The organism is Streptomyces sp. NBC_00986 (assembly GCF_045162565.1).
Taxonomy (GTDB): domain Bacteria; phylum Actinomycetota; class Actinomycetes; order Streptomycetales; family Streptomycetaceae; genus Streptomyces.
On the sequence record NZ_CP108733.1, the window covers coordinates 4788106 to 4807122 of the forward strand.

At 70.1% G+C, this 19017-nt stretch carries 21 protein-coding genes; 6 read left to right on the forward strand and 15 right to left on the reverse strand.

Features of this window, described 5'->3' with window-relative positions; genetic code table 11:
• Nucleotides 1-8: 8 nt before the first annotated feature.
• From OG504_RS20780 to OG504_RS20815, 8 genes are all read right to left on the reverse strand, one after another.
• Complete coding sequence (locus OG504_RS20780; RefSeq protein WP_405991177.1) at nucleotides 9-899, reverse strand: DUF5936 domain-containing protein; 891 nt, start codon at nucleotides 897-899, stop codon at nucleotides 9-11.
• Nucleotides 900-915: 16 nt separating this feature from the next.
• On the reverse strand, nucleotides 916-1857 hold the full coding sequence (locus OG504_RS20785) for a type II secretion system F family protein (RefSeq protein ID WP_365305353.1): 942 nt from the start codon (nucleotides 1855-1857) through the stop codon (nucleotides 916-918).
• Nucleotides 1858-1868: 11 nt separating this feature from the next.
• Nucleotides 1869-3209: a CpaF family protein gene (locus OG504_RS20790; RefSeq protein WP_405991178.1), complete on the reverse strand. Its 1341-nt coding sequence runs from the start codon at nucleotides 3207-3209 to the stop codon at nucleotides 1869-1871.
• 25 nt (nucleotides 3210-3234) lie between these two features.
• Nucleotides 3235-3588, reverse strand: coding sequence for a TadE/TadG family type IV pilus assembly protein (locus tag OG504_RS20795; RefSeq protein WP_366431341.1), 354 nt, complete (start codon nucleotides 3586-3588; stop codon nucleotides 3235-3237).
• A 1-nt stretch (nucleotide 3589) separates the two neighbouring features.
• The gene (locus OG504_RS20800) at nucleotides 3590-4006 is read right to left on the reverse strand and encodes a TadE/TadG family type IV pilus assembly protein (protein WP_405991179.1); all 417 of its coding nucleotides are present in this window, start codon (nucleotides 4004-4006) and stop codon (nucleotides 3590-3592) included.
• Between the two features lie 11 nt (nucleotides 4007-4017).
• Nucleotides 4018-5268 (reverse strand): CpaE family protein, encoded by a 1251-nt coding sequence (locus OG504_RS20805; RefSeq protein WP_405991180.1) that lies wholly within the window; start codon nucleotides 5266-5268, stop codon nucleotides 4018-4020.
• 9 nt (nucleotides 5269-5277) lie between these two features.
• Nucleotides 5278-5991 (reverse strand): Flp pilus assembly protein CpaB, encoded by a 714-nt coding sequence (gene cpaB, locus OG504_RS20810; RefSeq protein ID WP_405991181.1) that lies wholly within the window; start codon nucleotides 5989-5991, stop codon nucleotides 5278-5280.
• A gap of 103 nt (nucleotides 5992-6094) precedes the next feature.
• Nucleotides 6095-6904 carry a hypothetical protein gene (locus OG504_RS20815; protein ID WP_106971174.1) on the reverse strand — a complete coding sequence of 270 codons (810 nt, stop codon included), beginning with the start codon at nucleotides 6902-6904 and terminating at the stop codon, nucleotides 6095-6097.
• A gap of 387 nt (nucleotides 6905-7291) precedes the next feature.
• Between OG504_RS20815 and OG504_RS20820 the strand changes: the two genes are divergently transcribed.
• Both OG504_RS20820 and OG504_RS20825 read left to right on the forward strand, forming a co-directional pair.
• On the forward strand, nucleotides 7292-8980 hold the full coding sequence (locus OG504_RS20820; RefSeq protein WP_405996385.1) for a chitinase: 1689 nt from the start codon (nucleotides 7292-7294) through the stop codon (nucleotides 8978-8980).
• Between the two features lie 113 nt (nucleotides 8981-9093).
• Nucleotides 9094-10368 carry an MFS transporter gene (locus tag OG504_RS20825; RefSeq protein WP_405991182.1) on the forward strand — a complete coding sequence of 425 codons (1275 nt, stop codon included), beginning with the start codon at nucleotides 9094-9096 and terminating at the stop codon, nucleotides 10366-10368.
• Between the two features lie 26 nt (nucleotides 10369-10394).
• Here OG504_RS20825 and OG504_RS20830 read toward each other — a convergent pair whose 3' ends face one another.
• Together OG504_RS20830 and OG504_RS20835 are read right to left on the reverse strand one after the other, a co-directional pair.
• Complete coding sequence (locus OG504_RS20830) at nucleotides 10395-10619, reverse strand: antitoxin (protein ID WP_405991183.1); 225 nt, start codon at nucleotides 10617-10619, stop codon at nucleotides 10395-10397.
• 152 nt (nucleotides 10620-10771) lie between these two features.
• Nucleotides 10772-11314: a hypothetical protein gene (locus OG504_RS20835; protein WP_405991184.1), complete on the reverse strand. Its 543-nt coding sequence runs from the start codon at nucleotides 11312-11314 to the stop codon at nucleotides 10772-10774.
• 170 nt (nucleotides 11315-11484) lie between these two features.
• Between OG504_RS20835 and OG504_RS20840 the strand changes: the two genes are divergently transcribed.
• From OG504_RS20840 to OG504_RS20855, 4 genes are all read left to right on the forward strand, one after another.
• Nucleotides 11485-12003 carry a SigE family RNA polymerase sigma factor gene (locus OG504_RS20840; protein WP_405991185.1) on the forward strand — a complete coding sequence of 173 codons (519 nt, stop codon included), beginning with the start codon at nucleotides 11485-11487 and terminating at the stop codon, nucleotides 12001-12003.
• An 87-nt stretch (nucleotides 12004-12090) separates the two neighbouring features.
• Nucleotides 12091-13344, forward strand: a complete 1254-nt coding sequence (locus OG504_RS20845) for a hypothetical protein (protein ID WP_405991186.1) — start codon at nucleotides 12091-12093, stop codon at nucleotides 13342-13344.
• 18 nt (nucleotides 13345-13362) lie between these two features.
• The gene (locus OG504_RS20850; protein WP_405991187.1) at nucleotides 13363-13491 is read left to right on the forward strand and encodes a hypothetical protein; all 129 of its coding nucleotides are present in this window, start codon (nucleotides 13363-13365) and stop codon (nucleotides 13489-13491) included.
• Between the two features lie 102 nt (nucleotides 13492-13593).
• The gene (locus OG504_RS20855) at nucleotides 13594-14325 is read left to right on the forward strand and encodes a hypothetical protein (RefSeq protein ID WP_405991188.1); all 732 of its coding nucleotides are present in this window, start codon (nucleotides 13594-13596) and stop codon (nucleotides 14323-14325) included.
• Nucleotides 14326-14356: 31 nt separating this feature from the next.
• On the opposite strand, the gene OG504_RS20860 is transcribed toward OG504_RS20855, so the two are convergent.
• The 5 genes from OG504_RS20860 to OG504_RS20880 all read right to left on the reverse strand — a co-directional run bounded on the left by OG504_RS20860 (nucleotide 14357) and on the right by OG504_RS20880 (nucleotide 18938).
• A complete protein-coding gene (locus OG504_RS20860; RefSeq protein WP_405991189.1) occupies nucleotides 14357-15019 on the reverse strand; it encodes a hypothetical protein in 663 nt (220 codons plus the stop codon).
• A gap of 90 nt (nucleotides 15020-15109) precedes the next feature.
• On the reverse strand, nucleotides 15110-16585 hold the full coding sequence (locus OG504_RS20865) for a GntP family permease (RefSeq protein WP_405991190.1): 1476 nt from the start codon (nucleotides 16583-16585) through the stop codon (nucleotides 15110-15112).
• 147 nt (nucleotides 16586-16732) lie between these two features.
• Nucleotides 16733-17137, reverse strand: coding sequence for a RidA family protein (locus OG504_RS20870; protein ID WP_405991191.1), 405 nt, complete (start codon nucleotides 17135-17137; stop codon nucleotides 16733-16735).
• Nucleotides 17134-17895: an IclR family transcriptional regulator gene (locus OG504_RS20875; RefSeq protein ID WP_327401632.1), complete on the reverse strand. Its 762-nt coding sequence runs from the start codon at nucleotides 17893-17895 to the stop codon at nucleotides 17134-17136. Before OG504_RS20875 ends, OG504_RS20870 begins: the two co-directional genes overlap by 4 nt.
• A complete protein-coding gene (locus tag OG504_RS20880; protein ID WP_405991192.1) occupies nucleotides 17892-18938 on the reverse strand; it encodes a sugar kinase in 1047 nt (348 codons plus the stop codon). The genes OG504_RS20875 and OG504_RS20880 overlap by 4 nt, the downstream gene beginning before the upstream one ends.
• Nucleotides 18939-19017 lie beyond the last annotated feature (79 nt).

The following is a 19017-nucleotide window of genomic DNA, read 5'->3' on the forward strand; positions in this document are numbered from 1 at the left end:
GTCCGTTCCTACTTGCCGGTGATCGTGCTGAAGTCCGTGCCGGAGCCCAGGAGAAGGCCCGCGCCGAGGAGCAGCATCGTGGCCGGGACCATGAACGTGGTGATCATCATGGTGGCCTTGGGGACCGCGCGGGCCGCCTTACGACGGGCGTTCTGCGCGTCCGTGCGGCGCATGTCCTTGGCCAGCGAGACCAACGTGTCGACGATCGGGGCGCCCAGCTCCTCCCCCTGCTGCAACGCCGTGACGAACATGGCGACTTGCTCGCTGTCGTTGCGTCGCCGGAGTTCCGTGAAGGCGGCGCGGCGGCTCATGCCGAGGTCCATCTGCCTCAGCGTGATGCGGAGTTCGTCCGCCCACGGGCCCTCGTACTTCGACGCCACCCGGTCGAGCGCCTGGCGGAAGCCCAGGCCCGCGCTCACCACCACCGCGAGCACGTCCAGGAAGTCCGGCAGGGTCCGTTCGATGACGTCCTTGCGGATGCGGATCGCCGACCAGATGCCGACCTCCGTCCAGAACGCGCCGAAGGCGAACAGGATGACGGCGACTATGTAGTGCCCCTCCAGCAGCATCAGCAGGCCGCCGAAGCCGCCGAGGAAGCCGTAGACCGCCCGGCGGGCCGCGTAGCGGTCGATGGTCAGGCCGCCGGGGTTGCCCGCGAGGTCTATCTTGCGGCGGTACTTGGCGACCAGCTTCGGGCCCATCAGGCGCAGGACCATCGGGGCGTAGCGCATGCCCATGCGGTCGATGAGGGAGTCGACCGCGCCGGTGCGGGTCGAGCCGACCTCCAGGGCGAGGACGAGGTCGGTGGGGAGTTTCGCGTCGGCGCGGTACATGCGGATGCCCGCGAAGGCGCCCCACACGCTGAGGCCCATGACCAGGGCGAGGACGAGTGCCGTCATGTCTGCTCTCCTCCCCTCAGACGTCGATGCGGGACAGGCGGCGGATGAGGATGAAGCCGACCGCGTACAGCCCGAAGGCGATGATCACGCAGGCCTGGCCGATCGGGGAGCCCGTCATCCGGTCCAGGGCGCCGGGTTTGACGCCGTTCATCAGGAAGAGGGCGCCCACGCCCATCACCGGAACGGCGTACGACGTCATGTTGACCTGGGAGAGCTGGGTGCGGACCTCGCGGCGGGTCTCCTTGCGTTCCTCCAGGGTCTCCGTGAGGTTGCGCAGGGCGCTGACCACCTGGCCGCCGGCCCGGTTGGAGAGCACCAACGTCGTTACCAGGACGACTAGTTCGCGGGACGGGAGGCGGTCCGCGAGCTCGCTCAGCGCGTCGTCCATCGAGGCGCCCACCGCCAACTGGTTGGCCACCTTGGCGAGTTCCTCACCGGCCGGTGCCTCCAGCTCCTCCGCCGCCATGCTGATCGCGGTGCGCAGCGCGAGGCCGGCGTGGGTGGCGTTGGCCATGATGCGGGCCAGTTCGGGGAGTTGGTTGATGAACTTCTCGATGCGCTTCTGGCGCTGCCAGTTGAGGAACTGGATCGCCACCCCGATGCCCAACAGGCCTGCTATCGGCCCGAAGAAGGGGGCGAGCGAGGCCTGTCCGATCAGCCAGAGGGCCGCCACCGTGGCCAGCATGTAGACGAAGAACTCGCCCGGCGTCATGTCCAACCCCGTTGCCGCGAGGCGGAGTTCGAGCTGCCTGCCGAGCCTCGTACGGCGCAGTCTGCGGTCCAGGTCGCGGAAGCGGCGGACGCGGCCCACCTGGATCTGGCCGGTCGACGACAGCCGGTCGACCAGGGCCGCGCGCTGCGCCTTGCCCGTGGCGTAGGCGTGCACGCCGGCGACGCCCAGGACACAGGTCAGCAGGGTGACGCCGGTGGTGAGCGTGACGATCGTCTGGAGATCCATGGGGTCGGTCCCTACCTACTGGCTTCTCTGAGGGCGAGCTGTTCCGTGGTGTGGGCGACGCCGAAGGCCTGCGGCAGGGGCTGGCTCGCCATGTAGAGCCGGTCGGCGGTGCGGCGGGAGAGCGGGAAGTACTCGAAGGTGCCGTAGACCCGGCCGTCGGCGGAGATGGGCTGCGGGCTGAAGCGGGCCACCGTCGCCAGCCGGTACGGCTCGCTGCCGTGGCTGTCGAGGAGGGCGATCTCGGTGATGCGGCGGGCGCCGTCGGCGAAGCGGGTGAGCTGGATGATGACGTCGATGGCGCTGTTGATCTGGTCGTGCAGCGCCTCGAAGGGGATCTCCACCTCGGACATGGACGCCAGCGTCTTCAGGCGCATCAGCGCGTCCTCGGCGCTGTTGGCGTGGACGGTGGCCAGGGAGCCGTCGTGGCCCGTGGACATCGCCTGGAGCATGTCGAGGGACTCGCCGCCGCGGACCTCTCCTACGACGATCCGGTCGGGGCGCATACGGAGGGAGTTGCGGACGAGGTCGCGGATCGTGACCTGGCCCTTGCCCTCGACGTTCGGCGGGCGGGCCTCCAGGCGGATCACGTGCGACTGCTGGAGCTGGAGTTCGGCGGAGTCCTCGATGGTGATGATGCGCTCGGTCTCCGGGATGAGGCCGGAGAGCGCGTTGAGGAGGGTCGTCTTCCCGGTGCCGGTGGCGCCCGACACGATGATGTTGAACTTCGCGTGCACCAGGCCCGCCAGGAGATACAGCATGTGCTCGTCCAGCGAGCCGAAGCCGACCATCTCCTGGAGCGTGAAGGAGCGCGGGAAGCGGCGGATGGTGAGCGTGGCGCCGGTCAACGACAGCGGCGGGATGATCACGTTGACGCGCTCGCCGGACGGCAGTCGCGCGTCGACCATCGGATTCGACTCGTCCACGCGGCGGTTGACCGTCGACACGATCCGCTCGATGGTCTGCATCAGCTGGTCGTGCGAGGGGAAGCGGAGCGGCAACTGCTCGACGCGGCCGCCCCGTTCGACGAAGATCGCGTCCGGGCCGTTCACCATGATCTCGGTGATCGACGCGTCCTCGAGGAGCGGTTCGAGTATGCCGAGGCCGAGTGCCTCGTCGACGACCCGGCGGATCAACTGCGAGCGCTCGACGGTCGAGAGGACCGGTCCCTCACGGCTGATGATGTGCCCGAGCACCCGCTCAAGCCGGGCCCGTCGCTCGGCGGCGGCCAGCGCGCTCATCTCCGCGAGGTCGATCTCCTCCAGGAGCTTGGCGCGGTACGAGGCGACCATGTGGCCGTCCTCGCCCCGATGGCCGTTCTCCTCGGGATGGTTGACGCGTTCCCGCAGACCCATGAGTGCTGTGCTCCTTGCTCCGCGTTCAGTGGTCGAGCGGCATGGTGGCGGTCTTGCTGGCGTTCCCGAAGCCGTCGTAACCGGGGATGACCGAGGGGATGTGGATGGTGGCGGTGACCGAGACCGTGTCGCCGCCGAACGATTCCGGGCAGCTGACCGAGAGCCAGTCGCTGACGGCCTCGCTGCACGCCGGCTGGGCCCCCTGCCGCAGCGAGGCACTGCGCGCCCCCGCCCGGGCCGCCGTCCCCGCCTGCTCCGCGGTGTACGCGACCAGCCCGAGCTGCACCGCCGCCAGCGTGACGAGGATCAGGACCGGGATGAACCCGAGGTATTCGATGGCGACTTGACCGCGGTCGCGCGCTCGGAGGCCGTGGAACATGTCAGTCCTTCGCCTCCTCTACGGCGCCCGCGTGGCCGTGCACCTCAAAGGGGAACCCGATCGCGCCCGGGAAGAGGACGGGCACCTTGAGGGTGACGTCGGCGGTGACGAAACCCGTGCCTCCGCAGGTCACCGTGGCGTCCCCCTTCCACGCGCCGTCCAGCTTGTCGAGGCCCGCCTGTTCGCAGGCGGCCTCCCGGTCCCCCGGGGCGGCGGCCGTCCCCGCGCGCACCGCCTCGTCCGCAGCATTCCCCGCGAGCGTGAAGGTGTACCCCACCAGCACGAACTGCCACATCAGCACCAGCGTCAGAATGATCAGCGGGGTCATGCCGAGGAACTCGATGGTGGTCTGGCCCCGGTCCCGGCCCCTGTCCCGCTCACGCGAAGCCGCCGAAAGCACGGCAGGCATCGAAGACATACGCATCCCCCTCACTCTCTCCGGCGCCGGAAGCTCACCGAGCCGCGATCCCCGCCGCCCCGCGACCGCCCGCTCTTCTGGGCGACTTCGGGGACCTTGACCAGTCCCAGTTCGCCCGCGAGACCCCAAAGGGCCTGTTTCACCACGCTCTTGTTGTCGAGTTCGTGCAGCCGGCCCGCGTCCACCGCGCCCTGGAGTTCCTTGAAGTTGGCGGGGATCGCGGTGGCGGCGACCGTCGTGCCGGTGATGCGCTGGATGAGCGCCGGCTGGATCTCGGTGCCGCGCGTGTAGCGGTTGACGACGATGGTCGTCTCCTCGGCCTTGCGGATCTGCAGCCGGTCCCACATCCGTACGGTGCGCTTCGCGGCGCGTACGGCGACCACGTCCGGGGTGGTGAACAGCACTGCCGTGTCGGCCATTTCGACGGCGGCCGCGCTCGCGCCGCTCATCTGGGCCCCGCAGTCGATGACGACGACCTCGTAGCGGGAGCGCAGGGCGCTGACGATCTGGCGGGCGGCCCGGTCGGTGACCTCCTCGCCGCGTTCGCCCTCGCCGGGGGCGAGCAGCAGCGCGATCCCCGTGTCGTGCCGGAACACGGCGTCGGCCAGGACGCGCGGCGAGATGTCGGTGATCGCGGCGAGGTCGACGACCGAGCGGCGGAACTGGACGTCCAGGTAGGAGGCGATGTCGCCGGTCTGGAGGTCCATGTCGACGAGGGCGACGGTACGGCCCGACGCCTGGGCGGCGAGGGCGAGTTGGATCGCGGCGAGGGTGGCGCCGACCCCGCCCTTGGCGCCGCTGACCGTGACGACGGTCCCGCCGACACCGGTGAACACGTCGCCGCCGTGGCCCAGATGACGCCGTACGCCCACGGACCAGGCGGCGACGGCCTGGACGCGGTTGGCCAACTCCTCGTAGCTCAGCGGGAGGGCGATGAGGCCGCGGGCACCGGAGTCCATGGCGGCCTGGAAGAGGCCGGGGCTGGCGTCGGTGGTGACGAGGATGACACCGACCGCGGGGAAGCGCAGCGCTACCTCGCGGACCAGCTCCAACGCCGGTACGGGACCGATGCGTTCATGCACCACCACGACCTCGGGCAGCTCGTCGACGGACTCGGCGGCGAGCCGGGCCAGGGTGTCGATGAGCTGCGTCGAGTCGGCCACCGGGGCCACCGGGTCGGCGTCCGGGAGCTGGCTGAGCAGGGTCGTGATGGCGCGGATGGCGTCCGCGTCTCCGACCGCCGGAAGAATCCTGGTGGGCATGCGGGCCTCTCACTTGTCCTTCGCGAGTTCGTACGTCCGGTCCTTGTCGGGGACGGTCGTATCGGTGCCGGGTGCCACCAGCGCGAGCCGCACCCGCTCGGCGAACGACTCGGCGTAGGTGATCCGTTGGGCGTCGAGCGTGGAGAGCGCGAAGGTGATCGGCACGCCGTCGGTGGACGTCTGCTGGTTCTTGTCGCTGTTGCTGCCGGGGTCGAGGGCGGTGATGTGGCCGACGTCGATGACCTTCGCGTTCGTCACGATGATCTTGGACTGGTCGGGGTCGCCCTCTTTCGCGCCCGCGAAGGTGGCGTACACGTTGACCGTCGAGCCCGGTGTGATCTTGCCGGCGACGCCGGTCGCCGCGTCGATCATGATGGCGACCTCCTGCTGCCCCGGCTGCAGGGCGGGCTGGTCCACGATCATGTCGGTCTGCAGCAGGGAGCCCTGGCGCAGCGTGGTCACGGCGATCTTGCCCGCGATCTGCCGCAGATCGGTCACGGCGTTGTCCGACAGCCACCGCTTGGGCATCTCGATCTTCTTGAACTGCGCGGCGGTCAGGGCCGTGTAGGGCGCCACGTTGTCCTTGACCTGGTACGCCGTGACCTCGGGGCCGACCTTGGACTTCACGTCACGGATGACGGAGAGGACGCCGGCGAACGCGCCGAGGGCGCAGATCACCGACAGGAGCAGGAGTATCACGCCGCGGCGCTGACGGGAGTTCATGAACCGTACAACCTCATTGGGGATATCGGTCGAGCGGAAATGAGCGGATCGAACCAGGTCTGGCGAATTCGTGTGCTGTAAGCGTGTCCTGTGAGTTGAGGACTTATCCGCTCGACGTTTGGTTCTCGTGAACGGGCGGCGTGGCGGAGCAGAAGACACAACGGTCGCCGATGACGTCGATGCCGCACCAGTGGCACACGGACTGCCGTACAGAGGTGACCAGTTGGTACAGCACCGACAGGTCGGGCAGATACGTACAGAACTCGATCAGCTTGTTCGTACCCCACCAGGTCACCGACTCGGCGGGCAGGGTGGCCTCGCGCAGCCCCATCGCGTTCCACGCCGGGGCGAGGGTGGTGCCGATCCAGTCGGACTGCAGCTGCCCCTTGGCGACCAGCATCCAGGTGCCGAACTCCGGCCCCTCCAGGGTGACTCCGGGGCCGACCCGGACCAACTGCGGCTCGGGGTGGGCGATCACCGCGAACTGACTGCCGGGCACCCAGGACTTGGCGTGCTGCTTGAGGCCGACGGGGACCCGGTCCAGCTTGGTGACCGAGCCGAGGAGCGCGCCGGCGTGGATGTAGTGCGTGAGCAGCCGGCCCGCCGAGGCGAGCACACCGGGACTGAGGTCGCAGGACGCCAGCTGCCTCAACTGCCGGGCCAGGACGGCGAGTCCGAGCGGGGGCAGATTCGGACGGAACAGGGCGATCCGGTCGGTCTCCAGGATGGACCGGATCGTGTGCAGCCGTCGGTCGACACCCTCGGACACGGCCTGCGAGGACACGACGACGACATGCCCGTGCTGGTCGATCAGGGCCTGCATCTCCGACAACGCCTGGTCCAGCGGTCGTTGATCGAGGTCCCGCAGGACGACGGCGGGCAGGGTCCGTTCGTCCTGTGGCGGCAGCGCCATGTCGGCGCTGGTCACGGCAATGGCAGTTGGCACGCGCAGCTCCCCGTCTCACGCCTGTCGGCCCACCGGCATTACTCCGGCACACCGAGTTGACTTCACTGCGTGACTACCTCAGCACTGTAACCACGCCCCTGTGACCGGAGAACAGCGTTTCTGTAGCTGTGCGGCAACTGTCATCGCACACAACATGCCAAAACGGGGCAGGTCGCGCATCTGATCGCGGCGGAAGCACCGAGGCCGACGTTGGCGAAGTTGGTCTGGACCTCTTGACATCAGATTGGTCTGGACCAACTCTGGGACTCCCAGCGGTGGCCACCGTCGGCACAGTCACAGTCACATCCCCTCCAAACTCCCCCACCGGAGGCATCAGTGGACCGCGCACCAGGCATGCCCGTCCTCAGGAAAAGACGTCTGTGGGCCGGGGTCGCCATGGCCGCCCTCGCTCTCTCCTTCGCGGGCACCGGCCAGGCGTCCGCCGCCGACATCAACAACGCCAAGAACGCCGGCTTCGAGTCGGGCCTGACCAACTGGACCTGTACGGCGGGCAGCGGCACGACCGTCTCGTCCCCGGTCCACAGCGGCGCGGCGGCCCTGAAGGCCACCCCGGCCGGCCAGGACAACGCCCAGTGCAGCGAGTCGGTGGCGGTGAAGCCCAACTCGACGTACACGCTGAGCGCGTGGGTGCAGGGCGGCTACTCCTACCTGGGCGTCACGGGCACGGGCACGACGGACGTGTCGACGTGGACCCCCGACACCGCGTCGTGGAAGCAACTCTCGACGACGTTCACGACGGGCGCCTCGACCACGTCCGTCTCGGTGTACACGCACGGCTGGTACGGCCAGGCCGCGTACTACGCGGACGACATCTCGGTCTACGGCCCCGACGGCGGCGGTGGCAGCGACCCCGCCCCGACGGTCCCGGCGACACCGACGGGTCTGACGGTCTCCTCGACGACCTCTTCCTCGGTCTCCCTCGCGTGGAGCGCGGTGTCGGGAGCGACGGGCTACAACGTCTACCGCAGCGGCACGAAGATCACGGCGGTGACGGGAACGTCCGCCACCATCACGGGACTTGCGGCCTCCACGGCGTACTCCTTCCAGGTCACGGCGACCAACTCGGCCGGTGAGTCGGGCAAGTCGACGGCGGTGACGGGCACGACGACGGCGACGGGCGGCAACGGCGGTACGGGGCTGCCGAAGCACGCGGTGACCGGCTACTGGCAGAACTTCAACAACGGCGCGACCGTCCAGAAGCTCTCGGCCGTCTCCTCCCAGTACGACATCATCGCGGTCGCCTTCGCGGACGCGACCTCGACGCCTGGCGCGGTCTCCTTCACGCTCGACTCGGCCGGGCTCGGCGGCTACACGGTCGACCAGTTCAAGGCGGACATCGCGGCCAAGCACGCGGCCGGCAAGAAGGTCGTCATCTCGATCGGCGGCCAGAACGGCACGATCTCGGTGAGCGACTCGACGTCCGCGACGAACTTCGCCAACTCGGTCTACTCCCTGATGCAGACGTACGGCTTCGACGGCGTCGACATCGACCTGGAGAACGGCATCAACGCGACCTACATGACACAGGCGTTGAGGTCCCTCTCCTCGAAGGCGGGCTCGTCGCTCGTCATCACGATGGCCCCGCAGACGATCGACATGCAGTCGACGTCGAACGCGTACTTCCAGACGGCCCTGAACATCAAGGACATCCTCACGGTCGTCAACATGCAGTACTACAACAGCGGCACGATGCTCGGCTGCGACGGCAAGGTCTACGGCCAGGGCACGGTCGACTTCCTGACGGCGCTGGCCTGCATCCAGCTCCAGGGCGGCCTCGCCCCGTCCCAGGTCGGCCTGGGCCTCCCGGCCTCCACGAGCGCGGCCGGCAGCGGCTACGTCTCCCCCACCATCGTGAACAACGCCCTCGACTGCCTCACCGCCGGCACCAACTGCGGCACCTTCAAGCCGTCGAAGACGTACCCCGACCTGCGGGGCGCGATGACATGGTCGACGAACTGGGATGCGGCCGCGGGCAGTTCGTGGTCTAACTCGGTGGGGGCGCATGTGCATGCGCTGCCGTAATACTCGGTAGGCAAGGAGGGTGGGGAGCGCGGCCGCTGTCGGTCGCGCTCCCCACCCTCTCGGTTAGGTTGACGTGATCATCCGTGACGTCGACCTCCCGGCAGGTGCCCCGTATGGCTTTACCCCCGCGGCTCGGACTCCTCCGCGAACCGGACTTCGGGCGGCTGTTCGCCGCCACCGCGCTCGGGCAGTTGGGCGACCGGATCATCTTCCTCGCCCTGCCGCTCGTCGCCATCGTGGCGCTGGACGCGGACGAGTTCCAGGTCGGGCTGCTGACCGCGATGACCACGGCGGGTTCGCTGCTGGTCGGGCTGCCGGCGGGCGCGTGGGTGGACCGGATGCGGAAACGGTCGGTGATGATCAGCACCGATCTCGCGCGGGCGCTGGTCCTCGTGACGGTGCCGGTGGCGTGGTGGGCGGGGCTGCTGACCGTGTGGTGGCTGTACGCGGTCGCGTTGGTCCACGGGGTGCTGACGGTCTTCTTCGATGTGGCGTACGTCAGTTACCTGCCGCATCTGGTGGGGCGCGACAACCTCGTCGAGGGGAACGCGAAGCTCTCGGCGATCCGCTCGGTGACCAGCATCAGCGGGCCGGGGATCGCCGGACCGCTGGTCGGCTGGGTGGGGGCGCCCGCGACGCTGTTGGTGAGCGCGGCCGGGATGGCGACGTCGGGGCTGCTGGCGCTCGGCATCCGTAAGCAAGAGGCCCCGCCGGAACGGGAGTCGGGGCCGAGCGAGCGGTCCCGGCTGGGCCGCGACATCAAGGAGGGCCTGAGGTTCGTCCTCAAGTACCCGGCCCTGCGGGCGATCATGCTGAGCGACGCGATCTTCAACCTGTTCCTGGTGATGTACCAGACCATGCTTCTGGTCTTCCTGGAACGGGAGTTGGGCCTCGACTCCTCCGGTATCGGCCTCGTCCTGTCGGGGATGGGCTGCGGTGCGCTGCTGGGCGCGCTGTCGGCGACCCGGGTCGCGCGGTGGGTCGGCCAGGGCCGGGTCATCTGGCTCGCGTCACTCGTGACGTGCCCGCTGACCGTCCTGATGCCGCTGGCCCACCCGGGCTGGAGCGTGTGCGTGGCGGCGGCCGGCCTCGCCTCGCTCTCCTTCGGCGGAGTCGTCCGCGTCGTCGCCCAGTCGAGCTTCCAGCAGACCCTCACCCCGGACCGGCTCCTGGGCCGGGTGAGCGCGACGGCCCGGTTCGTGTCCTGGGGCGGAATCCCGCTGGGCGGACTGCTGGGCGGGACGTCGGGCTCGGTGTTCGGCGCTACGGCGACCTTGTGGATCGGCGCGGCGGGCATGACGGCGAGCGTCCTCCCGAACTTCCTGTCACCGCTGCGTACGATGCGCACGCTCCCGACGGGAAGCGACGAACTCGACCCCGTGGGCTGAGAGTTCGCCCCCTCCTGCCGGTCCCGTCAGTCCTTCTTCTCGCTGTCCGCGGCCTGCGCGGCGAGCCTCTCCACCAGGTCCTGTGCCTTGTCGACCGCGGTGTCGATCTGCTCGCTGTGCTTCCCGTCCGTCTTCTCGTCGACGAGATCACCGGCCTTCTCCAGCCCGTCGGCGATCTTGTCACCGTGCTCCCCGGCGATCTCCTCGGCCTTGTCCTTGAGCTTCCCCAGGTCACCCAGGTTGTCGAACACGACAGTTCCCCCTCGCTGCAACAGGCTTACGCGGTCAAGGACATGGTCGTCACGGCCGGCCCCGGAGGACAAGGTGGCCCCGACCCGGACACCCCGGCGGGCGGAGGCGCGGGGCGGGCGTGTTCGGGGCGCACGTGGGTCGGGCGGGTGGTTCAGATCAGCGCCCCGACGAGCCCGATCGCGAACAGCGTGAAGACCGCCGCCACGATCAGGCCGACCACCGCCATCGGTACGAGGGCGATCAGGCCCGCCGGGCGTCGCAGCACCGGCTTGCCGGGGTCGAGGGGCGGGCGCCAGCCCCAAGTCGTCGGCGCGGGGAGGTCGTTGAGGACGGACCGGGCGGAGAGGAGGTTCACCAGGAGCGTCACCGGAGTGATGAAGGCCGACAACGGGCCCCACCAGCCCAGCATCAGGGTGTCCGTCTGCATCCCGCGGAAGACGGCCGTACCGCAGGTCTTGCAGAACACGCCCTGGTGGCGCAGGAATCGCATCATCACGATCATGCCCTGGTGGCCCCGGACGCTGACCCGCGCGGCGGGGCCCGCGCCGCACACCTGGCACAGGGGGACCATCGGCGCGGGTGCCGGTGCGGGGCCCGGCCGGCCGTATGCCGGGTGGGGTGTCTGGTAGGGCGGCGACTGGTACGGGTTCTGGTACGGCGCCTGGGTGGGGGGAACGGGCGGCGGGGTGGTCAACAAAGCCTCCGGCGAAGATCAGACAACCGGTGAAGCACCCTACCTGCCCCGCCTGTCGGCCCTGGCCGCCCCGGCGATCCCCCCGGACCTGAAACATTTCTGTGGGCCCACCGCATCAGTACAAGTGAGGGCGGCGCCGGCAACAGCCCGCGAAAACAGGGGGATCAGGCATGAGACGACACGAACGTGCCGACGAGTACGCGGAGTTCGCCTCCGCGCGCGCCGGGCATCTCTACCGGTCCGCCTGTCTGCTGACCGCCGGGGACACGCATCTCGCCGAGGACCTGGTCCAGGAGACCCTCGGCAAGCTGTACGTCGGCTGGGGACGGCTGTCCCGGGTCGGCAACCCCGCCGGGTACGCCCAGACCGTCCTCACCCGTACCTACCTCGCCCACCAGCGGCGCCGCAGCAGCACCGAACGCGCCACCGACGTCCTGCCCGACCTGCCCGACCCCGGCGCCCCGGGTGCCGACACACCGCTCCGGCTGACCCTGCTCCAGGCCCTCTCCCGGCTGCCCGCCAAGGACCGCGCCGTGGTCGTCCTGCGGTACTGGGAGGACCGGTCCGTCGAGGAGACCGCCGACGTGATGCACGTCAGTTCGGCCGCCGTACGCACCCGCTGCGTCCGCGCGCTCGGCCGACTGCGCGAACTGCTCGGCGAGAACCTCGACGAGTACGCCCGCCCCTGAACACCCGCACCAGCCCTCAACTCCCTTCTCCCGCAAGCCCTGTGTACGAATCTCTCTCAAGCCCCTGATGCGAAACGGTGGTCCGCCATGCCCGACACCCAGCACAGCGAACCCCTCGACCCCTTCGAGGAACGGCTCACCGCCGGCCTGCACGACGCGGGCAACGCCTTCGAGACCGACCGGGCCGCCCTCGCCACCGCCGGCGCCCTCAAGGGCCGCCGGCGCCTGCTCCGCCGCCGCAACGCCGCCGTCATGAGCGGCGCGGCCGGTATCGCCCTCGTCGGCGTGGGCGGCGCCCTGCTCCTGCCCAGCGGAAACCCCGCCGAGGCACAGGCCGCGCACGCCACCGCCGCGACGCCCACCGCCACGTCCACACCCACCCCCGTCTCCGGAGCCGCGCTCGTCAACACGCTCGAAAAGCTGCTCCCGGAGGGCACGTTCTCGAAGGTCGAGGCCCGCGGCACGGACGAGGAACCGTCGCCGTACGTCCATGTCGTCTACGACGACGGCAAGGGCGCGTCGGCCGTCGAGGTCGGCCTGGGACGGGTGCAGCCGGGGAGTGACCAGGCGCGGCAGACGACCCAGTGCCCGGCGAAGGTGTTCACGCACTACGACGCGTGCCGCACGAGCCGGTTGGCGGACGGGTCGGTGGTCATGGTCCTTCAGGGGTACGAGTATCCGGACCGCCGGGTGGACACCAAGTTGTGGAGCGCCGAACTCGTCACCCCGCAGGGGCAGCACGTCAGCGTCAGTGAGTGGAACGCCGCCGCCGAGAAGGACGCGCCGATCACCAGGAGCCAACCCCCGCTGTCCCCGGCCCAGTTGAGGAAGGTGGCCGCCGCCACGGCCTGGCGGGAGGCGATCGACGCGATGCCGGTGGACCCCAACTCCCCGGTCACACCGCCGAGTCCGAGCGAGACGGGAGCCACCCTGTCCGTCACCTCCACACTCCGGAACCTGCTGCCGAAGGGCCTCAAGGTGTCCGAGGCCGGCGACACGGACGACGCCGGGTTCGGCTATCTCGTCGTCGACGACGGCAAGGGCAAGACCCTCGTACAGGTCAACGTCCAGGCGGACATGTCGGATGTCGAGGGCCAGTTGTTCGGCTCCGACGCGGAGGTCCTGTCCGACGGCACGAAGGTCGCCGAGCACCAGGGCCCGGGCGAGAAGGGCGGTTCCGGTGTCGTGATGTGGACCGTCGACACCATCAGGACGGACGGAAGGCGGGTGGTGATCAGCGCCTTCAACTCCGGCGCCCAGGACACCCCCGCGACCCGCACGGCCCCGGCCCTGACCATGAACCAGCTCCGGACGATCGCCCTCAGCCCGAACTGGCTCTGAATCACCGGCAGTTGGCCCGTGGATGGGATGCCGTGCTCCGGCTGTTCCGCCGGGACCTCCACGGGCGCTCCGCGGCTGTGGCAGGGTGCCGACATCCAACTCGACAACGTCAACCGCAGCGACCACACCGGCTTCACCGACTCCTGATGCCTCCTCACCACCACGGCGGTGCGCCCGCGACCCGGTTCCGGCCGGGCAGTGCGACGCACCGCCGCCCGCGTCCTCGTCTCATGTCCCGGAGCCCCGCCCATGCGTTTCCCGGCCGCCCGTCCCCGCCATCTCGCCGCCGTGGCACTGGCGTTGACCCTGCCCCTCGCCGGGTGTTCGTCCTCGCACGACAGCGCCTCGTCCGCCGGGACGGCCGCCGCGGCCACCAGCGGTTCGCCGTCGGCCGCCGCCTCCGCGGAGCCGTCCGCGCGGGCCTCCGCCACCCCCGGTCTCACCACCTGGCCGACCCGGCCGACCACCGTCGACGAGAGCGGGGTCCCGAAGGCCGTCCACTTCGGGGTGCTGTCGCAGGGCTACACGGGCACGGCCTTCGTCGACGCCCTGGCGAAGCAGTGGCACATCGGCCTCGGCGCCCGCGAGAAGTTCGACTCCGCCAAGGACGACGAACCCGCCGTACGGCATGAGGAAGGGACGGCGCATCCGTCCGGGGGCACCGAGCTCGGGATGGCTGTGGTGTGGAACCTCGCCGGTGGCCTGAAGTCGCTGACGTGCACGGCCACCGCGAAGGCGCCCGGCCGGGCTGCCTTCCTGCGCGCCTGTGTCCGGCTGGACCATCCCGGCTCCGACCCGGCCGCCGCGGCCCGCTGGCTCGACGGCGTCGTCCCGTCCGTGGACCGGACGTACGCCAGGGCCGGCCTGACGGTGACCAGCCCGCTGTACCGGGCCGGGCCGGCCGCCACCTACCTCCGGGAGTACGGTGGCGGCCCGACGCCCACGACCTACGCCCTCACCGTCTTCGGCACGAAGAGCTGACGGCGGGCCGACCGGGCCCCGGCCTTGGTGCTCAGTCCTCGCGGACCTCGGCCTCCGCCGCGGCGAGCGCCGCCTCGTCCACCTCGTCGGACCCGTCGGCCTCGTCCTCGTCACCGTCGTCGAAGTACGCGTCGAGGACCGCGTCCAACTGCGTCTCCCACTCGGCGAACCTGCTCCGAGCCGCCGCCTCGATCTCGATCGGGTACCAACGGCGGTCAGGCGTGTGCACCGTGATGGTGAACCGCTTGCCGAAGCGCGGGGACTCGGTCTCTATCGCGCCGATCTCGTCCCAGCGGAACTCGCAGGCCTGGTCGTCCAGGCGCAGTCGTACGCCCTTCCCGTCGGCGACGATCTCCGCACGACGGTCGGACGCCTCGAAGACCGGACCGTCACCCTCGGACGACTCCTCGTCGTCATCCGCGTCGGCGTCTTCCGCGTCGTCATCGTCGTCCTCGGCAACGGCCTTCTCCACGTCGACCTTCGCGACCGGCGACTCCTCCGACCCTTCGGACTCGTTCGGTTCCTCCGGGGTCGCCGGCTCCTCGGCCTTCGCGTCCTCGGGCTCCGCGTCCCTCGGCTTCGTGTCCTCCGGCTTGTCGGAGGACACGGCGGGTGCGGTGAGCCCGGGGACGAAGGCCGGGTCGAATCCGGCGCCCTCCAGGGGCTGGCTGCTCGAACCTATGCGCTGCTCCACAGCGGGCAGTATGGTCGACGATCCTGTGTCGGGCACAGCCAGCCCCTACTTCGTTATCAGACGCCTACATGGCACCGCACGAAAATAGGACTAGACGAACAGACTGAGCACCGCCGCCACCGCGAACCCCGCGACCGACAGCACCGACTCCAGCACGGTCCACGTCTTCAACGTGTCCCGCTCACTGATCCCGAAGTACTTCGCCACCATCCAGAAGCCGCCGTCGTTGACGTGCGAGGCGAAGATCGACCCCGCCGAGATGGCCATGATGACCAGCGCGACGAACGCCTGCGAGTGGTCGCCCTCGGCCAGCAGCGGGGCCACGATGCCCGCCGTCGTCACGATCGCCACCGTCGCCGAACCCTGTGCGACCCGTAGTACCAGCGAGATCAGGTACGACAGCACGAGCACTGGCAGGCCTACGTCGTGGAACGTGTCCGAGAGGGCCTGCGCGACCCCGCTCGCCTTGAGGACGGCGCCGAAGACCCCGCCCGCGCCGACGACCAGGATGATGTTGCCGACCGGCTTGAGGGACGCGGTGGAGACGGTCTCCAGGGACTTACGGGACCAGCCGCGCCTCAGACCCAGGAGGTAGTACGCGAGGAGGAGAGCGATCGTCAGGGCGACGAAGGGGCTGCCGAAGAACTCCAACACCGAGCGGCCGGTGGACGGGTCGAAGGCGATCGACGAGAAGGTCGCCGCCAGGATCAGCACCAGGGGCGTACCGATGATCGCGAGGACCGTGCCCAGCGACACCGGCTTCTCCTGCGGTACGACGCCGGACTCCCGCTGTTCGTCGATGACCGCCTGCTTCGCCTCGGCCGCCGCCTCGACCATGTCCTGCGGTACGGCGACGAAGATCCGCTTGCCGACCCAGGCGGCGTAGGCCCACGCGGCGAGCACGGCGGGGATGCCGCAGACGATGCCCATGAGGATGACCCAGCCGAGCTGGACGTGGAGCAGGCCTGCCGCGGCCACCGGGCCGGGGTGCGGCGGCAGGAACGCGTGGGTCATCGACAGGCCGGCGAGCAGCGGCAGGCAGTACAGCAGGATCGACTTGCCGCCGCGCTTGGCGGCGGCGTACACGATCGGCGCGAGGACGAAGATGCCGACGTCGAAGAAGACCGGGATGCCGAAGATCAGGCCGGTGAGGCCCATGGCGAGCGGGGCCCGCTTCTCGCCGAACAGATTCAGCAGCCGGGACGCCAACACCTCGGCCCCGCCGCTGACTTCGAGGATCGCGCCGAGCATCGTGCCCAGGCCGATGATGATCGCGACATGGCCGAGGATGCCGCCCATGCCGGACTCGATGGTGGAGACGGCGTCCGAGCGCTGGACCGTGCCGAAGAGTTCGGTGACCGAGAGGCCGGACAGCAGGCCGACGGTTATGGAGACGGCGAGGAGGGCCACGAAGGGCTGGAGTCTGACCTTGATGATCAGGAAGAGGAGGAGCGCGATCCCGAGGGCGGCGACCGTCAACAGGCCTGCTGTGCCGTCCAGTAGGAGGAGCAGGCCTCCGGTGTGGGGTGGTGTCGCGGGGGCGGTGGCGGCGAGCGGTAGGGACATGGTGGGGGTCCTCGTTGTCGTCGTAAGAGCATGGGTCCGGGGGTCTGGGGGATGCCCCCCGGAGGGCGCAGCCGGGCAGGGGGGATCGCGGCGCGGCACCCCGGGGGGTGCCGAACCGTCGTACGGTGTGCGGGAGTTGGAGCAGTGCTAGCCGAGGACGGCCAGCGCGTCGATCTCGATGAGCAGGCCCGCGGGCAGTCCGACGTAGACCGTCGTGCGCGCGGCGGGCACCTCGACGCGGCCCTCGAAGTACTCGTTGTAGATCGCGTTCATCTCGGCGAAGTGGTCCACGTCCGTCAGATAGACGCGGATCATCATCGCGTCCTCCCAGCTCGCGCCGCCCTCCTCCAGGATCGCCTCGACGTTGGCCAGGGTCTGGAGGGTCTGCTCGCGCAGGGTCGGCCCGGCCGGCGTCGGCGGCTTGCCCTCCTCGGCGGGGAGGAAGCCGACCTGGCCCGCGACCTGGAGGATGTTCCCCTTGCGGACGCCGTGCGAGAACTTCGCGGGCGGGGCGGTGTGGGTCTTGGGGGTGAGGGCGGTCTTCTCGGTCATTCGGTGTCCCTGGTGGTAGTTCGGCCGGAGTACTCACCACTGATGGCGTCCGCCGTACGACGGACGAGGGGGAGCAGGGTGAGGAGTTCGTCGGCCGTGACGACGACGTTGGGCGCGGAGACCGACATCGCGGCGGCCACCCGTCCGTCGGCGCCCCGGATCGGCGCGGCGACGCAGTTGATGGACTCTTCGTGGCCGCCGAGGTCGGTGGCCCAGCCCTGTTCCCGCACCTTCTCCAACTCCCGGAGGAAAGCAGGGGCGTTGGGGGTGGAGCGGGCGGTGTACATGGGGTATTCGAGCTTGTCGGCGAGCACCCGGCGCTCGCCCTCCGGGAGGTCGGCCAGCAGCAGCTTGGCCACGCCCGCGACCGTGATCGCGACGGGCTTGCCGATCCGCGAGTACATGCGCACCGGATAGCGGCTCTCCACCTTGTCGATGTAGAGGACCTCGTTCTCCTCGTACACCGCGAGGTGGACGGTATGACCGCATTGCTCGTTCAGCCGGGCGAGATGGGGGTGGGCGATCTCACGGATGTCGAGGTTCTCCATCGCCTCCTGGGCGAGGGCGATGAGGCGGGCGCCGAGGCGGTAGCGCTGGTCGGACTGGCGGTAGACCAGGCCGTGTTCGTGCAGGGTGCGCAGGAGGCGCAGGGCCGTCGACTTGTGGACGTCGAGACGCTCGGCGACCTGGCCGAGGTCGGCGGGGCCCTCGGCGAGCAGCGGCAGGATGCTGAGCGCGCGGTCGACGGTCTGACTCATGGCGTACATACCTCCTCGTCGGCCCAGTCGGCGGCGTCGGTCCAGCCGGGGCCGAGTCGAAGTCTCCCCCACGCCTGGTCGTCCAGGGCGACCAGCCGGTCGGCGTGGTCGCGGACCGGGGGCGCGGCGAGGTCGCCGGGGACGGTGAGGGCGGCGGCGGCCGTGAGATGCCCGTGCCGGAGCCGGTCCCGTACGGGAAGTCCCCGCAGGGTCGCGGAGAGGAACCCGGCGGCGAAGGCGTCCCCGGCACCGACCGCGGCCACGACGTCGACGTGCGGCGCGGGCACGAAGGTGGTGTCGCCCCGGTGGAAGACGGTGGCCCCGCGCCCGCCCTGCTTGACGACCAGCGTCTCGGGGTCGGGAAACGCGGCCCGTACGGCATCGGCCCCGACGAGCCCCCAGACCTCGGCGGCCTCGTCCTCCCCCACGAACACGAGGTCGGCGCCACGCGCCAGTTCCAGCAGCACACTCGGCCCGTCGGCCGAACGCCCCAGCGCCGGGCGGTGGTTGACGTCGAAGGAGATCAGCGGGCGGTGCGCGCGGATCGCGGTCAGCTCATACACAAGCCCGAGGCAGTCCTCGGAGAGCATCGGGGTGATCCCGGACAGATGCAGCACCCGCCCGGCCCGTACGGCGTCGAGGTCCACGTTCCCCGCGGCCATCGCGGAGGCGGCGGAACCGGCCCGGTAGTACGCCACCTCGTGCGCGTCGGTGGCCCGGTCCCCGGCGGTGCGGAAGTAGATGCCGGTAGGCCGCGCGGGATCACGCCGTACGGCGGACACGTCGACCCCGTACCCGCCGATGGTCTCGACAAGATGATCGCCGAACCCGTCGGCCCCCACCCGGCTCACCCACCGGACGGAGTGCCCGGCGGCCGCCAGCACGCAGGCGACATTCGACTCGGCGCCGCCGATGGCGCGATCGAAGGACGGCACATCGGCGAGGCGGCCGGGCCGGCTGGGTAGGAACGTGACCATGGACTCGCCCAGCGCTACGACGTCCACGACGTCACGGGCGGCGGTGGACTGTCCGTCGGCGGTCACGATGGTGATGGCTCCTCGTCCGGTGCGCCGGGGGCGGCGGCTCCGTTGACCCGGTGTTGGGCGAGATGTTAGACAGCGG

Bases quoted from the DNA above. Each gene is read 5' to 3' on its own strand.
- OG504_RS20780 (WP_405991177.1), bottom strand. From the start codon at position 899: ATGACGGCACTCGTCCTCGCCCTGGTCATGGGCCTCAGCGTGTGGGGC.
- OG504_RS20785 (WP_365305353.1), bottom strand. From the start codon at position 1,857: ATGGATCTCCAGACGATCGTCACGCTCACCACCGGCGTCACCCTGCTG.
- OG504_RS20790 (WP_405991178.1), bottom strand. From the start codon at position 3,209: ATGGGTCTGCGGGAACGCGTCAACCATCCCGAGGAGAACGGCCATCGG.
- OG504_RS20795 (WP_366431341.1), bottom strand. From the start codon at position 3,588: ATGTTCCACGGCCTCCGAGCGCGCGACCGCGGTCAAGTCGCCATCGAA.
- OG504_RS20800 (WP_405991179.1), bottom strand. From the start codon at position 4,006: ATGTCTTCGATGCCTGCCGTGCTTTCGGCGGCTTCGCGTGAGCGGGAC.
- OG504_RS20805 (WP_405991180.1), bottom strand. From the start codon at position 5,268: ATGCCCACCAGGATTCTTCCGGCGGTCGGAGACGCGGACGCCATCCGC.
- cpaB (WP_405991181.1), bottom strand. From the start codon at position 5,991: ATGAACTCCCGTCAGCGCCGCGGCGTGATACTCCTGCTCCTGTCGGTG.
- OG504_RS20815 (WP_106971174.1), bottom strand. From the start codon at position 6,904: ATGGCGCTGCCGCCACAGGACGAACGGACCCTGCCCGCCGTCGTCCTG.
- OG504_RS20820 (WP_405996385.1), top strand. From the start codon at position 7,292: ATGCCCGTCCTCAGGAAAAGACGTCTGTGGGCCGGGGTCGCCATGGCC.
- OG504_RS20825 (WP_405991182.1), top strand. From the start codon at position 9,094: ATGGCTTTACCCCCGCGGCTCGGACTCCTCCGCGAACCGGACTTCGGG.
- OG504_RS20840 (WP_405991185.1), top strand. From the start codon at position 11,485: ATGAGACGACACGAACGTGCCGACGAGTACGCGGAGTTCGCCTCCGCG.
- OG504_RS20845 (WP_405991186.1), top strand. From the start codon at position 12,091: ATGCCCGACACCCAGCACAGCGAACCCCTCGACCCCTTCGAGGAACGG.
- OG504_RS20855 (WP_405991188.1), top strand. From the start codon at position 13,594: ATGCGTTTCCCGGCCGCCCGTCCCCGCCATCTCGCCGCCGTGGCACTG.
- OG504_RS20865 (WP_405991190.1), bottom strand. From the start codon at position 16,585: ATGTCCCTACCGCTCGCCGCCACCGCCCCCGCGACACCACCCCACACC.
- OG504_RS20870 (WP_405991191.1), bottom strand. From the start codon at position 17,137: ATGACCGAGAAGACCGCCCTCACCCCCAAGACCCACACCGCCCCGCCC.
- OG504_RS20875 (WP_327401632.1), bottom strand. From the start codon at position 17,895: ATGAGTCAGACCGTCGACCGCGCGCTCAGCATCCTGCCGCTGCTCGCC.